The sequence below is a fragment of the Pseudomonas sp. P4_B3 genome, assembly GCF_056402295.1.
Genome location: NZ_JBFUHR010000023.1, coordinates 84,147 through 102,041, shown reverse-complemented (window position 1 = coordinate 102,041; position 17,895 = coordinate 84,147). Strand labels below are relative to the sequence as shown.

Genomic DNA, 17,895 nt, shown 5'->3' with positions numbered 1-17,895 from the left:
CGCAGCCTGCGGCAGCTCCTACAGTGATGACCGTGTTCTATCAGATTGCGTTGTGGGTCTTGAGCCAACCCAAGCCCGCTTCAGTGGTGGTCAGCGGCTTGTATTCGCAACCGACCCAACCCTGATAACCGATGCGGTCCAGGTGTTCGAACAGGAAGCGGTAGTTGATTTCACCGGTACCTGGTTCGTTGCGTCCCGGGTTGTCCGCGAGCTGCACATGGTTGATCTCGTCCAGGTGCGATTGCAGGGTGCGGGCCAGATCGCCTTCCATGATTTGCATGTGATAGATGTCGTATTGCAGGAACAGGTTGGCGCTGCCGACCTGCTCGCGAATCGACAGGGCTTGCGCCGTGTTGTTCAGGTAGAAGCCTGGAATGTCACGGGTGTTGATCGCTTCCATCACCAGCTTGATACCCGCCGCTTGCAGCTTGTCGGCGGCGTACTTGAGGTTGGCGACGAAGGTTTTTTCCACGGTGGCATCGTCAAAGCCCTGAGGACGAATACCGGCCAGGCAGTTGACCTGGGTGTTGCCCAGCACTTGCGCGTAAGCGATAGCCAGGTCGACACCGGCACGGAACTCTTCAACCCGGTCCGGCAGGCACGCGATACCGCGTTCGCCCTTGGCCCAGTCACCGGCCGGCAGGTTGAACAGCACTTGGGTCAGACCGTTGGCGTCGAGCTTGGCCTTGATTTCGGCGGAGCTGAAGTCGTACGGGAACAGGTATTCGACACCACTGAAGCCGGCCTTGGCGGCCGCTTCGAAACGGGCAAGAAAGTCCTGTTCGGTGAACAGCATGGACAGGTTGGCTGCGAAACGCGGCATGGTGGTCTCCCGTAAATGTGTGAAGGCCCCTTGTAGGAGCGAGCTTGCTCGCGAAAGCGGTGGGTCAGTCAACATCTCTGTTGGATGTGAAGCAGTCTTCGCGAGCAAGCCCGCTCCCACAGGGGGAGCGGTCAGCAGTTAATCGAGCAACGAAATCGCAGTCGGTGCGTCGTCGCCAACCAGCGCCAGGTCTTCGAACTCGTTGACGGCGTTGATCTCGGTGCCCATGGAAATGTTGGTCACACGCTCCAGGATAATCTCGACGATCACTGGAACCTTGAACTCTTCGATCAGCTCCTGGGCCTTGCGCAGGGCAGGCTGGATCTGAGCCGGTTCGAACACACGCAGTGCCTTGCAGCCGAGGCCTTCGGCCACTGCGACGTGGTCGACACCGTAACCGTTGAGTTCCGGAGCGTTGAGGTTGTCGAAGGACAGCTGTACGCAGTAGTCCATGTCGAAACCGCGCTGCGCCTGACGGATCAGACCCAGGTACGAGTTGTTCACCACAACATGGATGTACGGCAGCTTGAACTGCGCGCCCACCGCCAATTCCTCGATCATGAACTGGAAGTCATAGTCCCCCGACAGGGCCACGACTTTACGGTTCGGATCGGCCTTGACCACACCCAGCGCTGCCGGAATGGTCCAGCCCAACGGGCCTGCCTGACCGCAGTTGATCCAGTGACGTGGCTTGTAGACGTGCAGGAACTGCGCGCCGGCAATCTGCGACAGCCCGATGGTGCTGACGTAGCAGGTGTCTTTGCCGAACACCTGGTTCATTTCTTCGTAAACGCGTTGCGGCTTGACCGGCACGTTGTCGAAGTGAGTCTTGCGCTGCAGGCTGGCTTTGCGCTGCTGGCAGTCTTGCAGCCAGGCACTGCGGTTCTTCAGCTTGCCGGCGGCTTGCCATTCGCGAGCGACTTCGATGAACACGGTCAGCGCGGCAGCGGCGTCGGAAACGATGCCCAGGTCCGGGGTGAACACGCGGCCGATCTGGGTCGGTTCGATATCAACATGAATGAACTTGCGGCCTTCGGTGTACACGTCAACGGAACCGGTGTGGCGGTTGGCCCAACGGTTGCCCACGCCGAGCACGACGTCGGATTTGAGCATCGTGGCATTGCCGTAGCGGTGCGAAGTCTGCAAGCCAACCATGCCCACCATCAGCGGGTGATCGTCCGGGATGGTGCCCCAGCCCATCAAGGTCGGGATCACCGGAATGCCGGTCAGCTCGGCGAACTCCACCAGCAGGTCACTGGCATCGGCATTGATGATGCCGCCACCGGCCACCAGCAATGGACGCTCGGCCTGATCCAGCATGGCCAAGGCTTTTTCAACCTGGACGCGGGTAGCGCTCGGCTTGGCCAGTGGCAGTGGCTGGTAAGCGTCGATGTCGAATTCGATTTCAGCCATCTGCACGTCGAACGGCAGATCGATCAGCACCGGGCCTGGACGGCCGGAGCGCATTTCGTAGAAGGCTTTCTGGAACGCGTAAGGCACCTGGCCCGGTTCCATGACGGTGGTCGACCACTTGGTGACTGGCTTGACGATGGTGGTGATATCGACAGCCTGGAAGTCTTCCTTGTGCATACGGGCGCGGGGTGCCTGGCCGGTAATGCAGAGGATTGGAATCGAGTCGGCCGAGGCGCTGTAGAGCCCGGTGACCATGTCGGTGCCGGCAGGGCCGGAAGTACCGATGCACACGCCGATGTTGCCGGCCTTGGTGCGGGTGTAGCCCTCGGCCATGTGCGAGGCGCCTTCAACGTGGCGAGCGAGTACGTGATCGATGCCGCCGACCTTTTGCAAGGCGGAGTACAGCGGGTTGATGGCGGCACCGGGGATGCCAAAAGCGGTATCGACCCCTTCACGGCGCATCACCAGAACGGCGGCTTCGATTGCTCTCATTTTGCTCATGGTTTTGTGCCTCTTTACGTTTTGTAATTGTATACAAGTGGCTTTGCGCAGAGTGTATTCACGGCGGACGGCGCAGGTCAATCCATTTTCTCAAGCGCTTGTTTCATTCGTCGGAAGGCCAATCTACTGTGGCTTTTCGTCGCATGTGGCGCCTTTCGAGAATTATTGTATACAAAAAAATAACTCATTGTGTTCTATTTGTTGCATCGGGCTGCCGCGCAGCCCACCGGCTTTCCGAAAAACAAAATGAGGACGGCACCATGAGCGCTTTAACCTTGAAAGTCGCAGTCAACCTGGTCAACGAGGCCATCACCGCAGGGCGTGCAATATCCGCGGCGCCCTTGACCATTGCGGTACTGGATGCCGGCGGGCATCTGATCACCCTGCAACGTGAAGACGGCGCCAGCCTGCTGCGCCCGCATGTCGCCATCGGCAAAGCCTGGGGCGCCATCGCGCTGGGCAAGGGTTCACGCCTGCTGGCACTGGACGCCCAGCAACGCCCGGCGTTCATCGCCGCGTTGAACAGCCTGGGGCAGGGCAGCGTCGTGCCGGTGCCGGGCGGCGTGTTGGTTCGGGATCAGGACGGGACTGTATTGGGGGCGGTGGGCATCAGCGGGGATCTGTCAGATGTTGACGAGCAATGTGCGATCCGCGCGATCGAGGGGCAGGGGTTGAAGGCGGATGCGGGGGTGGCTGGTTGATCTTCGGCGTCTGATTTACCGCTTTCGCGGGCTTGCTCGCGAAAGCAATCTCCCAGACTCATCCAGCTGAAAGTCTGCGCCATTTCGCGCAGCCATTCGCGAACTACTTTCCTCCGCACTTTCGCCCCAGAACAGCTTTTTAGCTGCCTGCTTTTCCCGTTGAAATTTCCATCCGGTAAATTCCTGTTTTTTAGAATTTTGTGCGAAACATTTGGGTATTGCCGAATATTTTCGCAAGAATATTCACAGGTATCACTCGTATCATTCTCTCGGAACAAGCCGAGAGCTTTGCAATGAAAACAACACTATCGTGGTGGGATATCAGCCCGCCTTTGAGCACCGCTACACCTACCTGGCCGGGTGACACACCTTTTCAGGAAGAGCGCGTGTGGAGCTTCGGACCCGAGTGTCCGGTGAATGTCGGGCGTATCACCCTGTCGCCTCACACGGGTGCCCATGTCGACGCGCCGCTGCATTACAGCGCTGATGGCGCGGCCATTGGCGATGTGTCACTCGATGTCTATATGGGGCCTTGCCGTGTGCTGCATTGCCTGAACAGCGGCCGGCTGGTGCACCCCGAGCAGCTTGAAGGTCGCTTGCAAGACCTGCCTGAACGGGTGCTGCTGCGCACCTGGCGACAAGCGCCGTTGAGCTCCTGGGATCCGGATTTCACCGCAGTCGCCAAAGAAACCGTCGACCTGCTGGCGAGCCTCGGCGTGCGCTTGATCGGTATCGATACGCCGTCGCTGGACCCTCAGCAATCCAAAACCATGGATTCGCACAATGCCGTAGCCCGACATGGCATGGCCATCCTCGAGGGCATCGTGCTCGATGACGTCCCGGAAGGGGACTATGAATTGATCGCGCTGCCGCTGCGTTTTGCCCATCTGGACGCCAGTCCGGTCAGGGCGATTTTGCGTCCACTGAATAATCCACTGAATAAACTGCAACTTGAGGAGCCGACTCAATGAGCCAATGCCCCTATTCACCTGCAAACCAGACGGAAGAATGGCATAACGCCGAGCTGAATTTTTCCGACTCCATGAGCTACGGCGACTACCTGGATCTGGGGCGCATTCTCAGCGCACAGCACCCGTTATCTCCGGACCATAACGAGATGCTGTTCATCATCCAGCATCAGACGTCAGAGCTGTGGATGAAGCTGATGCTGCACGAGCTCAAAGCCGCCCGCGAACACATTCGACTGGGAGAGTTGCCACCCGCTTTCAAGATGCTGGCGCGGGTCTCGCGGATTTTTGATCAACTGGTGCATGCCTGGACGGTGTTGGCCACCATGACACCCACCGAGTACCACGCGATACGGCCCTTTCTGGGGCAGTCATCGGGCTTCCAGTCATTCCAGTACCGCGAGATCGAATTCATTCTGGGCAATAAAAGCGCGACCCTGTTGCGCCCCCATGCGCATCGGCCGGAACTGTTGCAGTCGCTTGAAAAAGCGATTGCCACACCGTCGCTGTATGACGAGGCGATTCGCTTGATGGTCCGCGCTGGCTTGACCATCGACCCACAGCGTTTCGAGCGCGATCCGACCAGTCCGACGGCGCATGACGCGTCGGTCGAAGCAGCCTGGCGCGAGGTCTACACCGACCCTTCGCGTTATTGGGATCTCTATCAGTTGGCGGAGAAACTCATCGACCTTGAGGATTCGTTCCGTCAATGGCGCTTCCGGCATGTGACCACAGTCGAGCGGATCATCGGCTTTCAACCAGGGACCGGCGGCACAGAAGGTGTCGGTTATCTGCGCAAGATGCTCGATACCGTGTTGTTCCCGGAGTTGTGGCGAGTGCGCTCAACTCTCTAATTTACCGAGAGTAATGTCTGAACGCTTAAACCGAGCGGCAATTGAATAAATTGATGCATTCAAACCATGCCTGACCATAACAATTAGAAGGTAACCAGATGGCGGATGAAATCTTGCGACAAGGCGAGCTCAAGCGAGGGCTGAAAAATCGTCATATTCAGCTGATCGCATTGGGCGGAGCGATAGGTACCGGGTTGTTTCTCGGCTCTGCCGGAGTACTCAAATCGGCCGGGCCGTCGATGATCCTCGGCTATGCGATTGCCGGCTTCATTGCCTTTCTGATCATGCGCCAGCTGGGCGAGATGATAGTCGAGGAACCGGTAGCCGGCTCCTTCAGTCATTTTGCCCACAAGTACTGGGGCGGCTATGCCGGCTTTCTGTCCGGCTGGAACTACTGGGTGCTGTATGTGCTGGTGGGCATGGCCGAGTTGACGGCTGTCGGCAAGTACGTGCAGTTCTGGTGGCCGGAAATCCCCTCTTGGGTCAGCGCGGCGGTGTTCTTCGTTCTGGTCAATTTGATCAATATGATGAACGTCAAAGTCTTCGGCGAGATGGAGTTCTGGTTTGCAATCATCAAGGTCGTAGCGATCATTGGCATGATTGCCCTGGGCTGTTACATGTTGTTCAGCGGAACGGGCGGCCCGCAGGCCTCAGTCAGCAATCTGTGGAGTCACGGCGGCTTCTTTCCCAACGGCACCACCGGATTGCTGATGTCCATGGCGTTCATCATGTTCTCCTTCGGCGGTCTGGAGCTGGTCGGTATCACCGCCGCTGAAGCCAGAGAACCGGGAAAAGTGATTCCCAAGGCGATCAACCAGGTGGTTTATCGCGTGCTGATCTTCTACGTCGGCGCACTCACCGTGTTGCTATCGCTGTATCCGTGGGATCAACTGCTACAGACACTGGGCGCTTCGGGCGATGCCTATAGCGGCAGCCCGTTCGTGCAGATCTTCTCCTTGATCGGCAGCGACACCGCAGCGCACATCCTCAACTTCGTGGTGCTCACCGCGGCGCTCTCTGTCTATAACAGTGGCGTCTACTGCAACAGCCGCATGCTCTATGGTCTGGCCGAACAGGGCGACGCGCCCAAGGCGCTGATGAAACTGAACAAGCAGGGCGTGCCCCTACTGGCGCTGGGCGTATCTGCGTTGATCACCATGCTGTCCGTGCTGGTTAACTACCTCGCCCCGCATGAAGCGCTTGAGTTGCTCTTTGCACTGGTGGTCGCATCGCTGATGATCAACTGGGCGATGATCAGCCTGACGCACCTGAAATTTCGCAAAGTCATGGGCCAGCAAGGCATCGTGCCGGGTTTCAAAGCGTTCTGGTTCCCCTACAGTAATTACCTGTGCCTGGCCTTCATGGCCATGATCGTCTGCGTCATGCTGATGATTCCAGGGATACGTGCTTCAGTCTTCGCCATACCGGTGTGGATGTTGATCATCTTCGGCTTTTACCGGATGCGTATGGCCAAGGATAGGGCCTTGCCGGTGGTTCAATAGCCTTCCCCTGACAAAAGCCCCGACATTCAATGAGTTACGGGGCTTTTTAAACGGACAAAACAGCCGTTTTGTGGCGTGGAACTTGCTCTTTTCAAGCCTGATACGCGCTATCAGAGCGCGCTGAAAAATATTGCCGTGGGTGCGTCGTGATGAGTAGCAACGCTGATCCGCAGTTTCGCGACATTTGTATCGATCACTATGACCTCGAGGGTGCAAGGAACTGGATGTCTGGTATCTGCGGGCCGCACCGCCTCCAGACTTCGACGCCTGAGCGGATCCGCTTTCATCACAGCGCCAATGTGTTCAAGTCGATGGCTACGACCCTGGGCACTCTCTCATATGGCACCGATGTCACCATCGATATCGAAGACGCCGAACACTTCAGCAGCTACAGCCTGAGTTTGCCGTTGGTGGGCGAGCAGGAACTGAGCAAGAACGGCAGCGTGGTGAGATCCAACCGCGATCAAGGGGGGATCATTTCCCCGAATGAGAACCAGATGCTGGAGATCTCTGGCGACTGTCGCAAAGTCCAGGTGGTGATCACCCGCGTCGCCATGAGCGAGTCGCTGGAAGGCATGCTGCAGCGACCGCTGGATACACCACGCTGTTGGGGTTGCTGCTGATGGGCGCGGTGATGATCACCACCTACTTCACCGATGCCTTCAAAATGACCTTGGTATTCGGTGTGCCTTTCCTGCTGATCCTCACGGTTGTCTACTGGATCTTCTTCAGAAAACCCGGGGCAGCCGTGGCGTTGAATCCGCTGCCGAAGGTTTAGAGGGCGGAAACATGCAATCCCGACCGGCAGTTTTCATGGACTGCCGAGTCGGCATTGATCCTGGGCCGCTATCAGTCCGGCTCACACCCCTTGAGCACCAACCGGATAATCGTCTGCGCTGCCGCTTCGTAATCTTCTTCATCCAGCCTGGCCTTGCCGGTGATGGCGGTGATCTGCCAGTCGAAGTCGGCGTAGGTCTGGGTCGCGGCCCAGATGCTGAACATCAGGTGGTTGGGGTCGATGGGGGCGATTTGCCCGCGGTCGATCCAGGTCTGGATGCAGTCGATGTTGTGCCTGGCCTGGCCGTTGAGCTGCTCGACCAGGTCGGGGCTCAAATGCGGGGCGCCGTGCATGATTTCGCTGGCGAACACCTTGGAGGCGAAGGGCAGGTCGCGGGAAATGCGGATTTTCGAGCGGATGTAGCCACTGAGCACTTCGCTGGGCACGCCGTCGGCGTTGAACGGTGTCGACGCCTGCAGGATGGGCTCGATGATGCTTTCCAGGACCTCGCGGTAGAGGTTTTCCTTGGATTTGAAGTAGTAGTAGACGTTGGGCTTGGGCAATCCCGCCTTGGCTGCGATGTCGCTGGTTTTGGTCGCAGCGAAGCCTTTGTCGGCGAATTCCTCACTGGCGGCACGCAGGATCAGTTGTTTGTTGCGCTCGCGGATAGTGCTCATAAACCGGGTGATTCCTTGCCTGTTCTGGCGGTTGCGCATGGTATCACCGGCCTCGCGCGACGCTCAAGAATGCACCGCGACCCGTTATGCCGCGCTATGCTGCTGCGCATTCATTGCAGAAGGAAACCCGATTTATGGCAGGAAGCAGTTTGCTGGTGCTGATTGACGACATCGCCGCCGTACTGGACGACGTGTCATTGATGACCCAAATGGCCGCCAAGAAAACGGCCGGCGTACTCGGTGACGACCTTGCCCTCAATGCCCAGCAAGTCAGCGGCGTGCGTGCCGAGCGGGAAATCCCGGTGGTCTGGGCGGTCGCCAAGGGTTCGTTCATCAATAAACTGATCCTGGTGCCGTCGGCGCTGGCCATCAGTGCATTCATTCCGTGGCTGGTCACGCCATTGTTGATGGTCGGCGGTGCCTATCTGTGCTTCGAAGGGTTTGAAAAACTTGCCCACAAGTTTCTGCACAGCAAGGCCGAAGATCAGGTCGAACATGCTGAGCTGGTCGAGGCGGTGGCAGACCCGGAAGTGGATCTGGTGGCGTTCGAAAAGGACAAGATCAAGGGCGCGATCCGCACCGACTTCATTCTCTCGGCAGAAATCATCGCCATCACCCTCGGCACCGTGGCCGGTGCGCCGTTGAGCCAGCAAGTCATCGTGCTGTCGGGGATCGCAATCGTCATGACCATCGGCGTCTATGGCCTGGTGGCGGGTATCGTCAAGCTGGATGACCTTGGACTCTGGTTGACTCAAAAGCCCGGGCAGATGGCGAAAAGCATCGGTGGCGCCATTCTGCGTGCTGCGCCGTACATGATGAAGAGCCTGTCGGTGATCGGCACCGCGGCGATGTTTCTGGTCGGTGGCGGCATCCTGACCCACGGTGTGTCGGTGGTGCATCACTGGATCGAAAATGTCAGCGCCGGGGCGGGCGGTGGCGGGTTTTTCGTGTCGATGCTGCTCAATGGGTTGGCGGGGATTGTGGCTGGGGCGACGGTGTTGGTGGGCGTTTTGGCTGCCAGCAAAATCTGGAAAGCACTGAAAAGCTAAAGACAACACCTGACAAGTGTGGGAGCGAGCAGGCTCGCTCCCACAGTGTTTTTGGGGTGCCGGGATTACTCGGCGATCTGCAACTTGCGCGCCTCGGTGTAGACGTAACGCACTTTCTCGTATTCGAATGGCGAGTTCGTCTGGCCATAGCGGAAGGTGGTCTGGTGGCGCTTGTCGATGCTGCGCAGGATCCAGACTTCCGGATGGTTGGAACTGACTTCGGCCACGTTGAGGAAGTTGATCGCATTCTCGGCCGTGTAATCCACCGCCAGGCCGCCGGTGTCGCGCAGGTTCGACGGACCGAGGATCGGCAGGACGAAATAAGCGCCGCCCGGCACGCCGTAGAAGCCCAGGGTCTGGCCGAAGTCTTCGCTTTGGCGCGGCAGACCCATGGCGGTGGCCGGGTCCCACAGGCCGGCGATGCCGATGGTGGTGTTGAGCAGCAGGCGTCCGGTGGTCTCCATCGAGCGCTGGCCCTTGAGTTGCAGCAGGCTGTTCAACAGGTTCGGCACGTCGCCGAGATTGTTGAAGAAGTTGCTGACACCGGTACGCAGAAAGCTCGGGGTGACGTAGCGGTAACCATTGACCACCGGCAGGAACACCCATTGGTCGAAGCGGTAGTTGAAGTGATAGACGCGCCGGTTCCACTCTTCCAGCGGATCGTAGACGGCCAGCGCGCTGAGCGTCGAACGCTCGAACTCGCGCTGGTCCAGGCCCGGGTTGAATTTGAGTTTGCTCAGCGGTTCCTTGAAACCATCACTGTCGACGACCACGGGGGCGTTGGCTTTGCTGTTGTCGGCATTGGCGACGCCTGCACAGAGTAACGCTGCGAAAAGCAGGAGGTATTTAGCCACGGAAGAACTCCAGCATGGCGTCGCTGTTGACGCGGTAGTTAATGTTGCCGCAATGGCCGCCCAGCGGGTAAACGGTCAGGCGATCGCCGAAGGTCCGGCGCAGGAAACCGAGGTCGCCAGGGCCGAGGATCACGTCGTCGGCGTTGTGCATGACGGCGATTTTCGGGCTGTCGTGCAGATAGTCCTTCAGCGCATACAGGCTCACCTGGTCAATCAGTTGCAGCAGGCTGCCACCGTCGGTACGGGCGCGCCACATCGGGATGACTTGTTCGGTGATGTAGCAGTCGAAGTCGCATTGCAGTGCACGCTTGAGGAATGGCGTGAGGCTGGTGCCCTCGGTGATCGGGAACTTGGGTGGGGTGATCAGGCCGCGACGGTTGATCAGGTCTGAAGTGAAGGCAATGTCGGCTGCCGAAAAGCGGAACGAGGTACCGATCAGCATGGCCATCTGTTCGTTGGTCAGGTGCTGTTTGGACTGCTGGAAGTCGTAGAGCAGGGCGTCGTTGAGGTCGATGTAGCCCTTCTGCTGGAAGTAGCGGGTCAGTTTGTTCAGTACCAGTTCATAGAACGTGGTGCTGTTGTTGATGCCCTTGACCTCGGTCTGGACCAGCTTGTCGAGGTTGGTGATCGAGGTGTAGAGGTTGACCGGCGGGTTGAGCAGCAGGACTTTCTTGAAGTTGAAGCTGCGGCGGGTTTCGTCCAGGTGCGCGACGAAAGCGGCATCCAGTCCACCCAGGCTGTAGCCGGTCAGGTAGTAATCGGTGACCGGCACTTTCGGGTTCTGTGCCCGCACGGCCTGCATCACCCGGTACAAATCTTCGGCATCTTCCTTGGACACACCCGGCGTGGCGAAGCGTGATGCGGCGCTCATGAAGTCATAGCTGGTAGGCGATGACAACTGCACCACGTGGTAGCCGGCTTTGTAATAGAGCTTCTTCAGGTATTCATTCAGGCTGCTGTCATAGCGCGCACCGGTGCCGGCGATCAGGAAAATCAGCGGTGCGGCGTGATCTTGCGTGGCAATGCGGTAGTCGAGTTTCTTGACCGCCCAGAAATTGTCCGGCAATTCGAACGCCCGTTCCGGACGCAAGGTGACGCTGCGCACTGTCTGATCGATGTCATCGTCCAGGGGCAACTCCGGACGCAAGTCCGGCGGCGTGGTCGCGATGGTCGCCTCGAACGGGTTGGTCAGGGGGTAACCATAACTGGCGGCATCTATATCGACCGCCAGTGCGGACGCACTCAAAATAAGGCCGCCAAACAGGGCGGCGAAGCGCAAGGAACGGAGCATGACTAAATCCCTTAGAAGAAGGTGCCGAATGATTTTCGCAGGCTATGACCATCGGATCTGCGCCAAAGTGCCAACCATCGGCACGAAACAGGCCTGATTGTGCAGTAGTAGTAGCTGGACGATACACTTCGCCGCGATTGAAAGACCAGTTAACAGTTGTTATCGCTTGCGAAACGCCTTCGGGCGATTAAGCTGGCCGCCGTTTTTCGCCAATTGGAGTGTTTCATGTCTCGCCGTCTGCCCGTGATTCTGCTGCTTGTATTGCTGCTTGTATTGCTGCCTGTATGGCTGGCCGCCAGTTATGGCGCGCGTTATGGCTTCATGGAGGATGCACAGTGGGTCGGCATTTGCGTGGATGAGGCAAGTCGCTGGGAATGCCAGGTGCGATCGAATCTGGGGCTGATGATCCATTTCGGCGTTCTGGGCTGGGCTGCGCTGGGCGCGGCGATCATCGGCTTTGTCGTGCCGGGGCGGGCAGGCTGGTGGCTGGCGGTGCTGGCGCTGGTGTTCGGGTTTCCGGCGCTGGCGTTGTACAACACGACGCTGGCGGTGTTTGCGGTGGTGATAGCGGGGTTGCGGTTGGTCAGAGAGTCTCGCGGCGTCTGAGCCGACGCTTTCGCGAGCAGGTCGGATCGCCGCACCGTCGCTCCCACAGTAGATCTTCAGTGAACACAAAATTTGCGTGCGACAAAGATCAAATGTGGGAGCGAGCTTGCTCGCAATGAGGCCAGTCAGGTCGCTAAAGAGTTAAGCCTTGCGAACGCGCAAGCAACGCCACAATGCTGCCACCATCAACACACTCACCAGCGCCCAACCCCAGGCCTGCTGATTCTGCAAGCCTTCACGAAACAACTGCGGCGCAATGCCGGCACCGATGATGAAGGTCAGCAACGCAATCTCGCGGCGCGGCACATTCACCGGGCGGCACAGATAAACCAGCGCCGGCACGATGAACGCGACACTCGGGAAGCTGCGATAACGCGGATCGAACAGCAGTTCCAGCATCATCACGGCTGCAGCGAAACCTGTCGTTGCAACCAGCCAGCCAGCACGGCGTTCCAGCAAGTTGAAAGCCTGGCCGCGCCAACCGGTACGAGGGCTCAACGTCAGCGCAGCATGGGCCAGCACCAGCAGATTCAGAGCGGTCAGCAATCCGACCCATAGCCATTCACTGGTAAAACGCGTGGTCACCCGTGCCAGGTCACCCCAGGCGCCTATCGAACACGCCGCCAACGCGCCGAGCAAGGGCAGCACCAGCGCCGAACGCGTCGTGCGAACCCTGCCGCCGAGCAGCAACGTGCCGATGAAGATCAAGCCACCCACCGCCAGCCATTGCGACCAGTAGGGTACGTTTGTCACTGGCCCGGCCAGCACGCCCTTGTCCTGGCGATCGGCATCGAACAGCCCCCAGTAACCACCCACTGCACCTTCACTGGCGCGTTTCCATGGCTGGTCGAAGGCTTCGATCAGGTTGTAGTGCCAGCCCCGTTGCTCGGCCATGGCGACAAAACCGCGAATGAACCTGGCTTCGTTGACCCGGCTCGGCAGCGCTGTTTCGCGCTGACGGCCTTCGCTGGGCCAGCCGGTTTCGCCAATCAGTACATCCTTGGGCGCGAACTTGTTGCCGAACACCTGGCGTACTTCGGCCACATGTTGCAGGGCGGCGTCGATGTTCGATGGATCATCTTCCCAGTACGGCAGCAAATGGATGGTCAGGAAGTCCACGGCGGGGGCGATTTCCGGGTGCTTGAGCCAGAACTCCCAGACGTCGGCATAGGTGACAGGCTGTTTGACCTGGCTATGGACCTTGTTGATCAGTTTCGCCAATTGCGCGCCAGTGACTTCCTTGCGCAGCAGGGTTTCGTTGCCGACGATCACGGCGCTCACCACATCCGGGTTGGCATTGGCCGAGGCGATCAGCAGGTCGACTTCTTTTTCCGTGTCCACCGGGTTGCTGTTGACCCAAGCGCCAATCATCATTTTCAAGCCGTGCTTGCGCGCCAGTTCCGGCAGGGCTTCGAGGCCGGTCATGGAATAGGTGCGGATGCATTCGAAGCTTTTGGACAGCAGCGCGAGGTCGGCATCCATGCGCTCGGGGCGCAGCTTGAAGGGCTGGTCGAACGGCGATTGGTCTTTGTCGAACGGCGTGTAGGACGCGCATTGCAGCTTGTGCGTTGCGCTGGCCACGTCCGGCAATATCACCGGTTTGCCGAGGCCGTACCAGAAGCCGCCCAGGGCAAACAGCCCGAGCAGGCAAGCGAATAGATAAGCGGCAAAAGGGAAGCGGGATGTCGCGGACATGGAAAGGCCGTGTGGGAGCAAAGCGGCGCATGTTACCTGCATTTACCGTGTGCTTGGTGGCTTGCATGATTTTGATATGCAAAGTTCGGGCGGAGTCTGCGGTGCGTTGGTCGCGCTCAAGATTAATGGCGTTCTGATGTCGTTTCTCGTTGCCTTGAGGTCGCTGGCAGAGCAGGTCGCCAAGAGCGTCAGGTTGATCATCGAAGGCGTCAGTACTCCGCTGATGTTCGAACGAGTTTGCGGTAAGGCGTGATGGGGGCGCTGTGCACCATAACAATACGTTTAAGCGACTCGGCATCCGTCGAGCGCAGCACTTTCGGGGAAGTAACGATGAAGATGCGACGACTCTTGGGCGCAGGTGCCGCTTTGGTGCTGGCGATCAGTTCTACCGTGGCCAGTGCCGCTGGGAAGGAAGTGACGATCGGTTATGTCGACGGCTGGTCGGACAGTGTTGCCACGACCAACGTGGCTGCCGAAGTGATCAGGCAGAAACTCGGTTATGACGTGAAGCTGCAAGCCGTCGCCACCGGGATCATGTGGCAAGGCGTGGCCACCGGCAAGCTCGACGCCATGCTGTCGGCCTGGCTGCCGGTGACCCACGGCGATTACTGGACGAAGAACAAGGATCAGGTCGTCGATTACGGCCCGAACTTCAAGGACGCGAAAATCGGCCTGATCGTGCCGGAATACGTCAAGGCGAAGTCCATTGACGACCTCAAGACCGACGACACCTTCAAGAACCGCATTGTCGGCATCGACGCCGGTTCGGGCGTGATGCTCAAGACCGATCAGGCGATCAAGGACTACGACCTGACCGGCTATCAACTCAAGGCCAGTTCTGGCGCCGGCATGATCGCCGAGCTGACCCGTGCCGAGAAGAAGAACGAATCCATCGCAGTGACCGGCTGGGTGCCGCACTGGATGTTCGCCAAGTGGAAACTGCGCTTCCTCGAAGATCCGAAAGGCGTGTATGGCGCGGCTGAAACCGTGAACAGCATCGGCAGCAAAGGCCTGGAGGCCAAGGCGCCGGAAGTGGCCAAGTTCCTGAAGAACTTCCAGTGGGAATCCAAGGATGAAATCGGCCAGGTGATGCTGGCGATCCAGGACGGTGCCAAGCCTGAAGCGGCGGCGAAGGATTGGGTCGCCAAACACCCTGATCGTGTTGCTGACTGGACTAAATAACAGGCACGTCGCTGTACTCTGTAGGAGCGAGCCTGCTCGCGATAGCAGTCTGTCAGTTAACTGAGAAGTCGCCTGACACGACGCTATCGCGAGCAGGCTCGCTCCTACATTTATATGTTCATGCTGATAATTGGCGAAAACACCATGTGGGTCTAAGACTAAGGTCGTCTGGAACCTGCCCCGCAGCCGCATAGAGTGGATACCGTTGCAACTCAATCTGTGCTGCGAGGATAAAAACAATGAACGACAGCATTTACCTCTCGATTCAAAACAGCCCGCGCTTCAAGGAGCTGGTTAGCAAGAGGGAACGATTCGCCTGGATTCTGTCGGCGATCATGCTAGGGCTTTACTCCGGATTCATCCTTCTGATTGCCTATGGACCTCAGGTGCTGGGGGCGAAAATCAGCCCTGAGTCCTCGATTACCTGGGGCATACCGATCGGTGTCGGGCTGATTGTTTCGGCTTTCGTCCTGACCGGTATTTACGTACGACGCGCCAACGGCGAATTCGACGACCTGAACAATGCGATTCTCAAGGAGGCTCAGCAATGATCCGCCGTCTAATGGCTCTTTTGAGTATCGCAGCTTTCGCGCCTGGCGCCTGGGCGGCTGACGCCCTGACCGGTGCCGTGCAGAAGCAACCGCTTAATGTGTCGGCGATCTTGATGTTTGTCGCCTTCGTCGGTGCCACCCTGTGCATCACCTATTGGGCTTCCAAGCGTAATAATTCGGCAGCCGACTACTATGCCGCTGGCGGCAAGATCACCGGTTTCCAGAACGGTCTGGCGATTGCCGGTGACTACATGTCGGCAGCGTCCTTCCTGGGTATTTCCGCGCTGGTGTTCACCTCCGGCTACGACGGCCTGATCTATTCGATCGGTTTCCTGGTGGGCTGGCCGATCATTCTGTTCCTGATCGCCGAGCGCCTGCGTAACCTGGGCAAATACACCTTTGCCGACGTGGCGTCCTATCGCCTGGGGCAAACCCAGATCCGCTCGCTGTCCGCTTGCGGTTCGCTGGTGGTGGTGGCGTTCTACCTGATCGCGCAAATGGTCGGTGCCGGCAAGCTGATCCAGTTGTTGTTCGGTCTCGATTACCACGTTGCGGTGATCCTGGTCGGTATTCTGATGTGCCTGTACGTGTTGTTCGGCGGCATGCTGGCGACCACCTGGGTGCAGATCATCAAGGCAGTCCTGCTGCTGTCCGGTGCTTCCTTCATGGCACTGATGGTGATGAAGCACGTCAACTTCGACTTCAACATGCTGTTCTCCGAGGCGATCAAGGTTCACCCGAAAGCTGAAGCGATCATGAGCCCGGGCGGTCTGGTGAAAGATCCGGTCTCGGCGTTTTCCCTCGGTCTGGCGCTGATGTTCGGTACCGCTGGCCTGCCGCACATCCTGATGCGCTTCTTCACCGTGAGTGACGCAAAAGAAGCCCGCAAGAGCGTGTTGTACGCAACCGGTTTCATTGGTTACTTCTACATCCTGACCTTCATCATCGGCTTCGGCGCGATCCTGCTGGTCAGCACCAACCCGGCCTTCAAAGACGCTGCTGGCGCCTTGTTGGGTGGTAACAACATGGCGGCGGTGCACCTGGCCAACGCGGTGGGCGGCAGTATCTTCCTGGGCTTCATCTCGGCGGTAGCGTTCGCGACCATTCTGGCAGTGGTTGCCGGTCTGACCCTGGCCGGTGCTTCGGCGGTGTCCCACGACCTGTACGCCAGCGTGATCAAGAAAGGCAAGGCCAACGAGAAGGACGAGATTCGCGTCTCGAAAATCACCACCATCTTCTTGGCGGTGCTGGCAATTGGCCTGGGTATCCTGTTCGAGAGCCAGAACATTGCGTTCATGGTGGGGCTGGCGTTCTCCATCGCGGCGAGCTGCAACTTCCCGGTGCTGCTGCTTTCCATGTACTGGAAGAAGCTGACCACTCGCGGTGCGATGATCGGTGGGTGGATGGGACTGATCAGTGCCGTGGGCCTGATGGTGCTTGGTCCGACCATCTGGGTGCAGATCCTGCATCACGAGAAGGCCATCTTCCCGTATGAGTACCCGGCGCTGTTCTCGATGATGATTGCCTTTGTCGGGATCTGGTTCTTCTCGGTTACCGACAAGTCCACTGCTGCGGACAATGAGCGGGCGCTGTTCTTCCCGCAGTTTGTTCGTTCGCAGACGGGTCTTGGGGCGAGTGGTGCTGTTTCGCACTAAGCGTTTGGGTTTGACTGTTTAAGTTGTGTTGTATGGAAATGCCCTGGTCGAGAGATCGGGGCATTTTTTTATTGGGCGGTAATCGACCTGAATTTCGTGGATGTGCCGATTTACTGTAGGAACTAGCCTGCTCGCGAAGGCGGCCTGACAGCCGACCTGTCTTTTGTTGACCGCGTACATATCCATTCCTGCGGTAACGGCGGCTTATGGTTCCGCTCTTACAGCGGGTCACTTTGGCAAACGCCCCAAAGTAACCAAAGGTCTCGCCCCTTACGTACGGCCCCTCGCTGCGGTATTCATCCGGGGCATTGCCCTCCGGTCGGCTTCGCTTCGACCTACATGCAATGAGTTCGACTGCGTCGAACGGCGCTGCGCGCCCATCCCCGGATGAACACCTCCGTTCAGCCTCCCGAGGGGGCGGGTGGATCAAGATCAAAAGCTGCAGGCGAGCTAACGCTCGGCCTGATGAGTGGTGAAGAGCGACTGTGTACACCGCTCTGTCTTTGCTCTTCTGTGGGAGCGAGCTTGCTCGCGATGGCGGCCTGCCAGCCGACCAGGTACCTCACAGACGAACGACCCCAGCAAACAGGCCGGCCGGTAGGCCGCCCCCGGCCATGGATGGCCGATGGCGGCGGGCCCACGGAGCAGGACCGGAGCGAGGGAATGCCGAGCCTAGGCGAGGCACCGAATGTCAGGGGCAAGAGCCCTTGGTTACTTGGGGCCGGGCGGCGTTCCGCTTTTCCAAGTGACCCGCTGTAAGAGCGGAACCCTAAGTGGCCGTTACCGAAGAAACGG

The 17,895-nt window shown here is 58.7% G+C and carries 15 protein-coding genes and 2 pseudogenes; 11 read left to right on the top strand and 6 right to left on the bottom strand.

The window, feature by feature from the left end; translation table 11 throughout:
• Positions 1-40 precede the first annotated feature (40 nt).
• A complete protein-coding gene (hyi, locus tag AC1DWG_RS24765) occupies positions 41-823 on the bottom strand; it encodes a hydroxypyruvate isomerase (RefSeq protein WP_477762490.1) in 783 nt (260 codons plus the stop codon).
• Between the two features lie 138 nt (positions 824-961).
• Positions 962-2,737 carry a glyoxylate carboligase gene (gene gcl, locus AC1DWG_RS24760; protein WP_108218690.1) on the bottom strand — a complete coding sequence of 592 codons (1,776 nt, stop codon included), beginning with the start codon at positions 2,735-2,737 and terminating at the stop codon, positions 962-964.
• Between the two features lie 260 nt (positions 2,738-2,997).
• Here gcl and AC1DWG_RS24755 point away from each other — a divergent pair, with 260 nt between their 5' ends.
• The 6 genes and pseudogenes from AC1DWG_RS24755 to AC1DWG_RS24730 form a co-directional block, all read left to right on the top strand.
• Entirely contained in the window at positions 2,998-3,438 is a 441-nt protein-coding gene (locus AC1DWG_RS24755; RefSeq protein WP_477762488.1) for a GlcG/HbpS family heme-binding protein, read from the top strand.
• Between the two features lie 293 nt (positions 3,439-3,731).
• Positions 3,732-4,409 carry an arylformamidase gene (kynB, locus tag AC1DWG_RS24750; protein WP_477762487.1) on the top strand — a complete coding sequence of 226 codons (678 nt, stop codon included), beginning with the start codon at positions 3,732-3,734 and terminating at the stop codon, positions 4,407-4,409.
• Positions 4,406-5,260, top strand: a complete 855-nt coding sequence (gene kynA / locus AC1DWG_RS24745) for a tryptophan 2,3-dioxygenase (protein WP_477762486.1) — start codon at positions 4,406-4,408, stop codon at positions 5,258-5,260. Before kynB ends, kynA begins: the two co-directional genes overlap by 4 nt.
• 98 nt (positions 5,261-5,358) lie before the next feature.
• The gene (locus tag AC1DWG_RS24740) at positions 5,359-6,762 is read left to right on the top strand and encodes an amino acid permease (RefSeq protein ID WP_477788458.1); all 1,404 of its coding nucleotides are present in this window, start codon (positions 5,359-5,361) and stop codon (positions 6,760-6,762) included.
• A 149-nt stretch (positions 6,763-6,911) separates the two neighbouring features.
• Positions 6,912-7,364: pseudogene (locus AC1DWG_RS24735) on the top strand (cupin domain-containing protein); the annotation flags it as partial.
• Positions 7,358-7,540 (top strand): annotated as a pseudogene (locus AC1DWG_RS24730) (amino acid permease); the annotation flags it as partial. The pseudogenes AC1DWG_RS24735 and AC1DWG_RS24730, both read left to right, overlap by 7 nt.
• 71 nt (positions 7,541-7,611) lie before the next feature.
• Here AC1DWG_RS24730 and AC1DWG_RS24725 read toward each other — a convergent pair.
• Complete coding sequence (locus AC1DWG_RS24725; RefSeq protein ID WP_477762484.1) at positions 7,612-8,217, bottom strand: TetR/AcrR family transcriptional regulator; 606 nt, start codon at positions 8,215-8,217, stop codon at positions 7,612-7,614.
• Positions 8,218-8,351: 134 nt separating this feature from the next.
• Between AC1DWG_RS24725 and AC1DWG_RS24720 the strand changes: the two genes are divergently transcribed.
• Positions 8,352-9,266: a DUF808 domain-containing protein gene (locus tag AC1DWG_RS24720; RefSeq protein ID WP_477788457.1), complete on the top strand. Its 915-nt coding sequence runs from the start codon at positions 8,352-8,354 to the stop codon at positions 9,264-9,266.
• Positions 9,267-9,331: 65 nt separating this feature from the next.
• Here AC1DWG_RS24720 and AC1DWG_RS24715 read toward each other — a convergent pair whose 3' ends face one another.
• Together AC1DWG_RS24715 and AC1DWG_RS24710 are read right to left on the bottom strand one after the other, a co-directional pair.
• Entirely contained in the window at positions 9,332-10,120 is a 789-nt protein-coding gene (locus tag AC1DWG_RS24715; protein ID WP_477754863.1) for an MlaA family lipoprotein, read from the bottom strand.
• Positions 10,113-11,411, bottom strand: coding sequence for a serine/threonine protein kinase (locus tag AC1DWG_RS24710; RefSeq protein WP_477762482.1), 1,299 nt, complete (start codon positions 11,409-11,411; stop codon positions 10,113-10,115). Before AC1DWG_RS24710 ends, AC1DWG_RS24715 begins: the two co-directional genes overlap by 8 nt.
• A 225-nt stretch (positions 11,412-11,636) precedes the next feature.
• Between AC1DWG_RS24710 and AC1DWG_RS24705 the strand changes: the two genes are divergently transcribed.
• The gene (locus AC1DWG_RS24705) at positions 11,637-12,017 is read left to right on the top strand and encodes a hypothetical protein (RefSeq protein ID WP_477788456.1); all 381 of its coding nucleotides are present in this window, start codon (positions 11,637-11,639) and stop codon (positions 12,015-12,017) included.
• A 141-nt stretch (positions 12,018-12,158) separates the two neighbouring features.
• On the opposite strand, the gene AC1DWG_RS24700 is transcribed toward AC1DWG_RS24705, so the two are convergent.
• Positions 12,159-13,754 (bottom strand): glycoside hydrolase family 17 protein, encoded by a 1,596-nt coding sequence (locus AC1DWG_RS24700; protein ID WP_477762480.1) that lies wholly within the window; start codon positions 13,752-13,754, stop codon positions 12,159-12,161.
• A gap of 288 nt (positions 13,755-14,042) precedes the next feature.
• On the opposite strand from AC1DWG_RS24700, the gene AC1DWG_RS24695 reads away from it, so the two are divergent.
• The 3 genes from AC1DWG_RS24695 (at position 14,043) to AC1DWG_RS24685 (ending at position 17,100) form a co-directional block, all read left to right on the top strand.
• On the top strand, positions 14,043-14,894 hold the full coding sequence (locus AC1DWG_RS24695) for a glycine betaine ABC transporter substrate-binding protein (RefSeq protein ID WP_477754859.1): 852 nt from the start codon (positions 14,043-14,045) through the stop codon (positions 14,892-14,894).
• A 239-nt stretch (positions 14,895-15,133) separates the two neighbouring features.
• Positions 15,134-15,445, top strand: coding sequence for a DUF485 domain-containing protein (locus tag AC1DWG_RS24690; protein ID WP_110746318.1), 312 nt, complete (start codon positions 15,134-15,136; stop codon positions 15,443-15,445).
• Positions 15,442-17,100 (top strand): cation acetate symporter, encoded by a 1,659-nt coding sequence (locus tag AC1DWG_RS24685; protein WP_477754858.1) that lies wholly within the window; start codon positions 15,442-15,444, stop codon positions 17,098-17,100. Before AC1DWG_RS24690 ends, AC1DWG_RS24685 begins: the two co-directional genes overlap by 4 nt.
• The last annotated feature ends 795 nt before the right edge of the window (positions 17,101-17,895 follow it).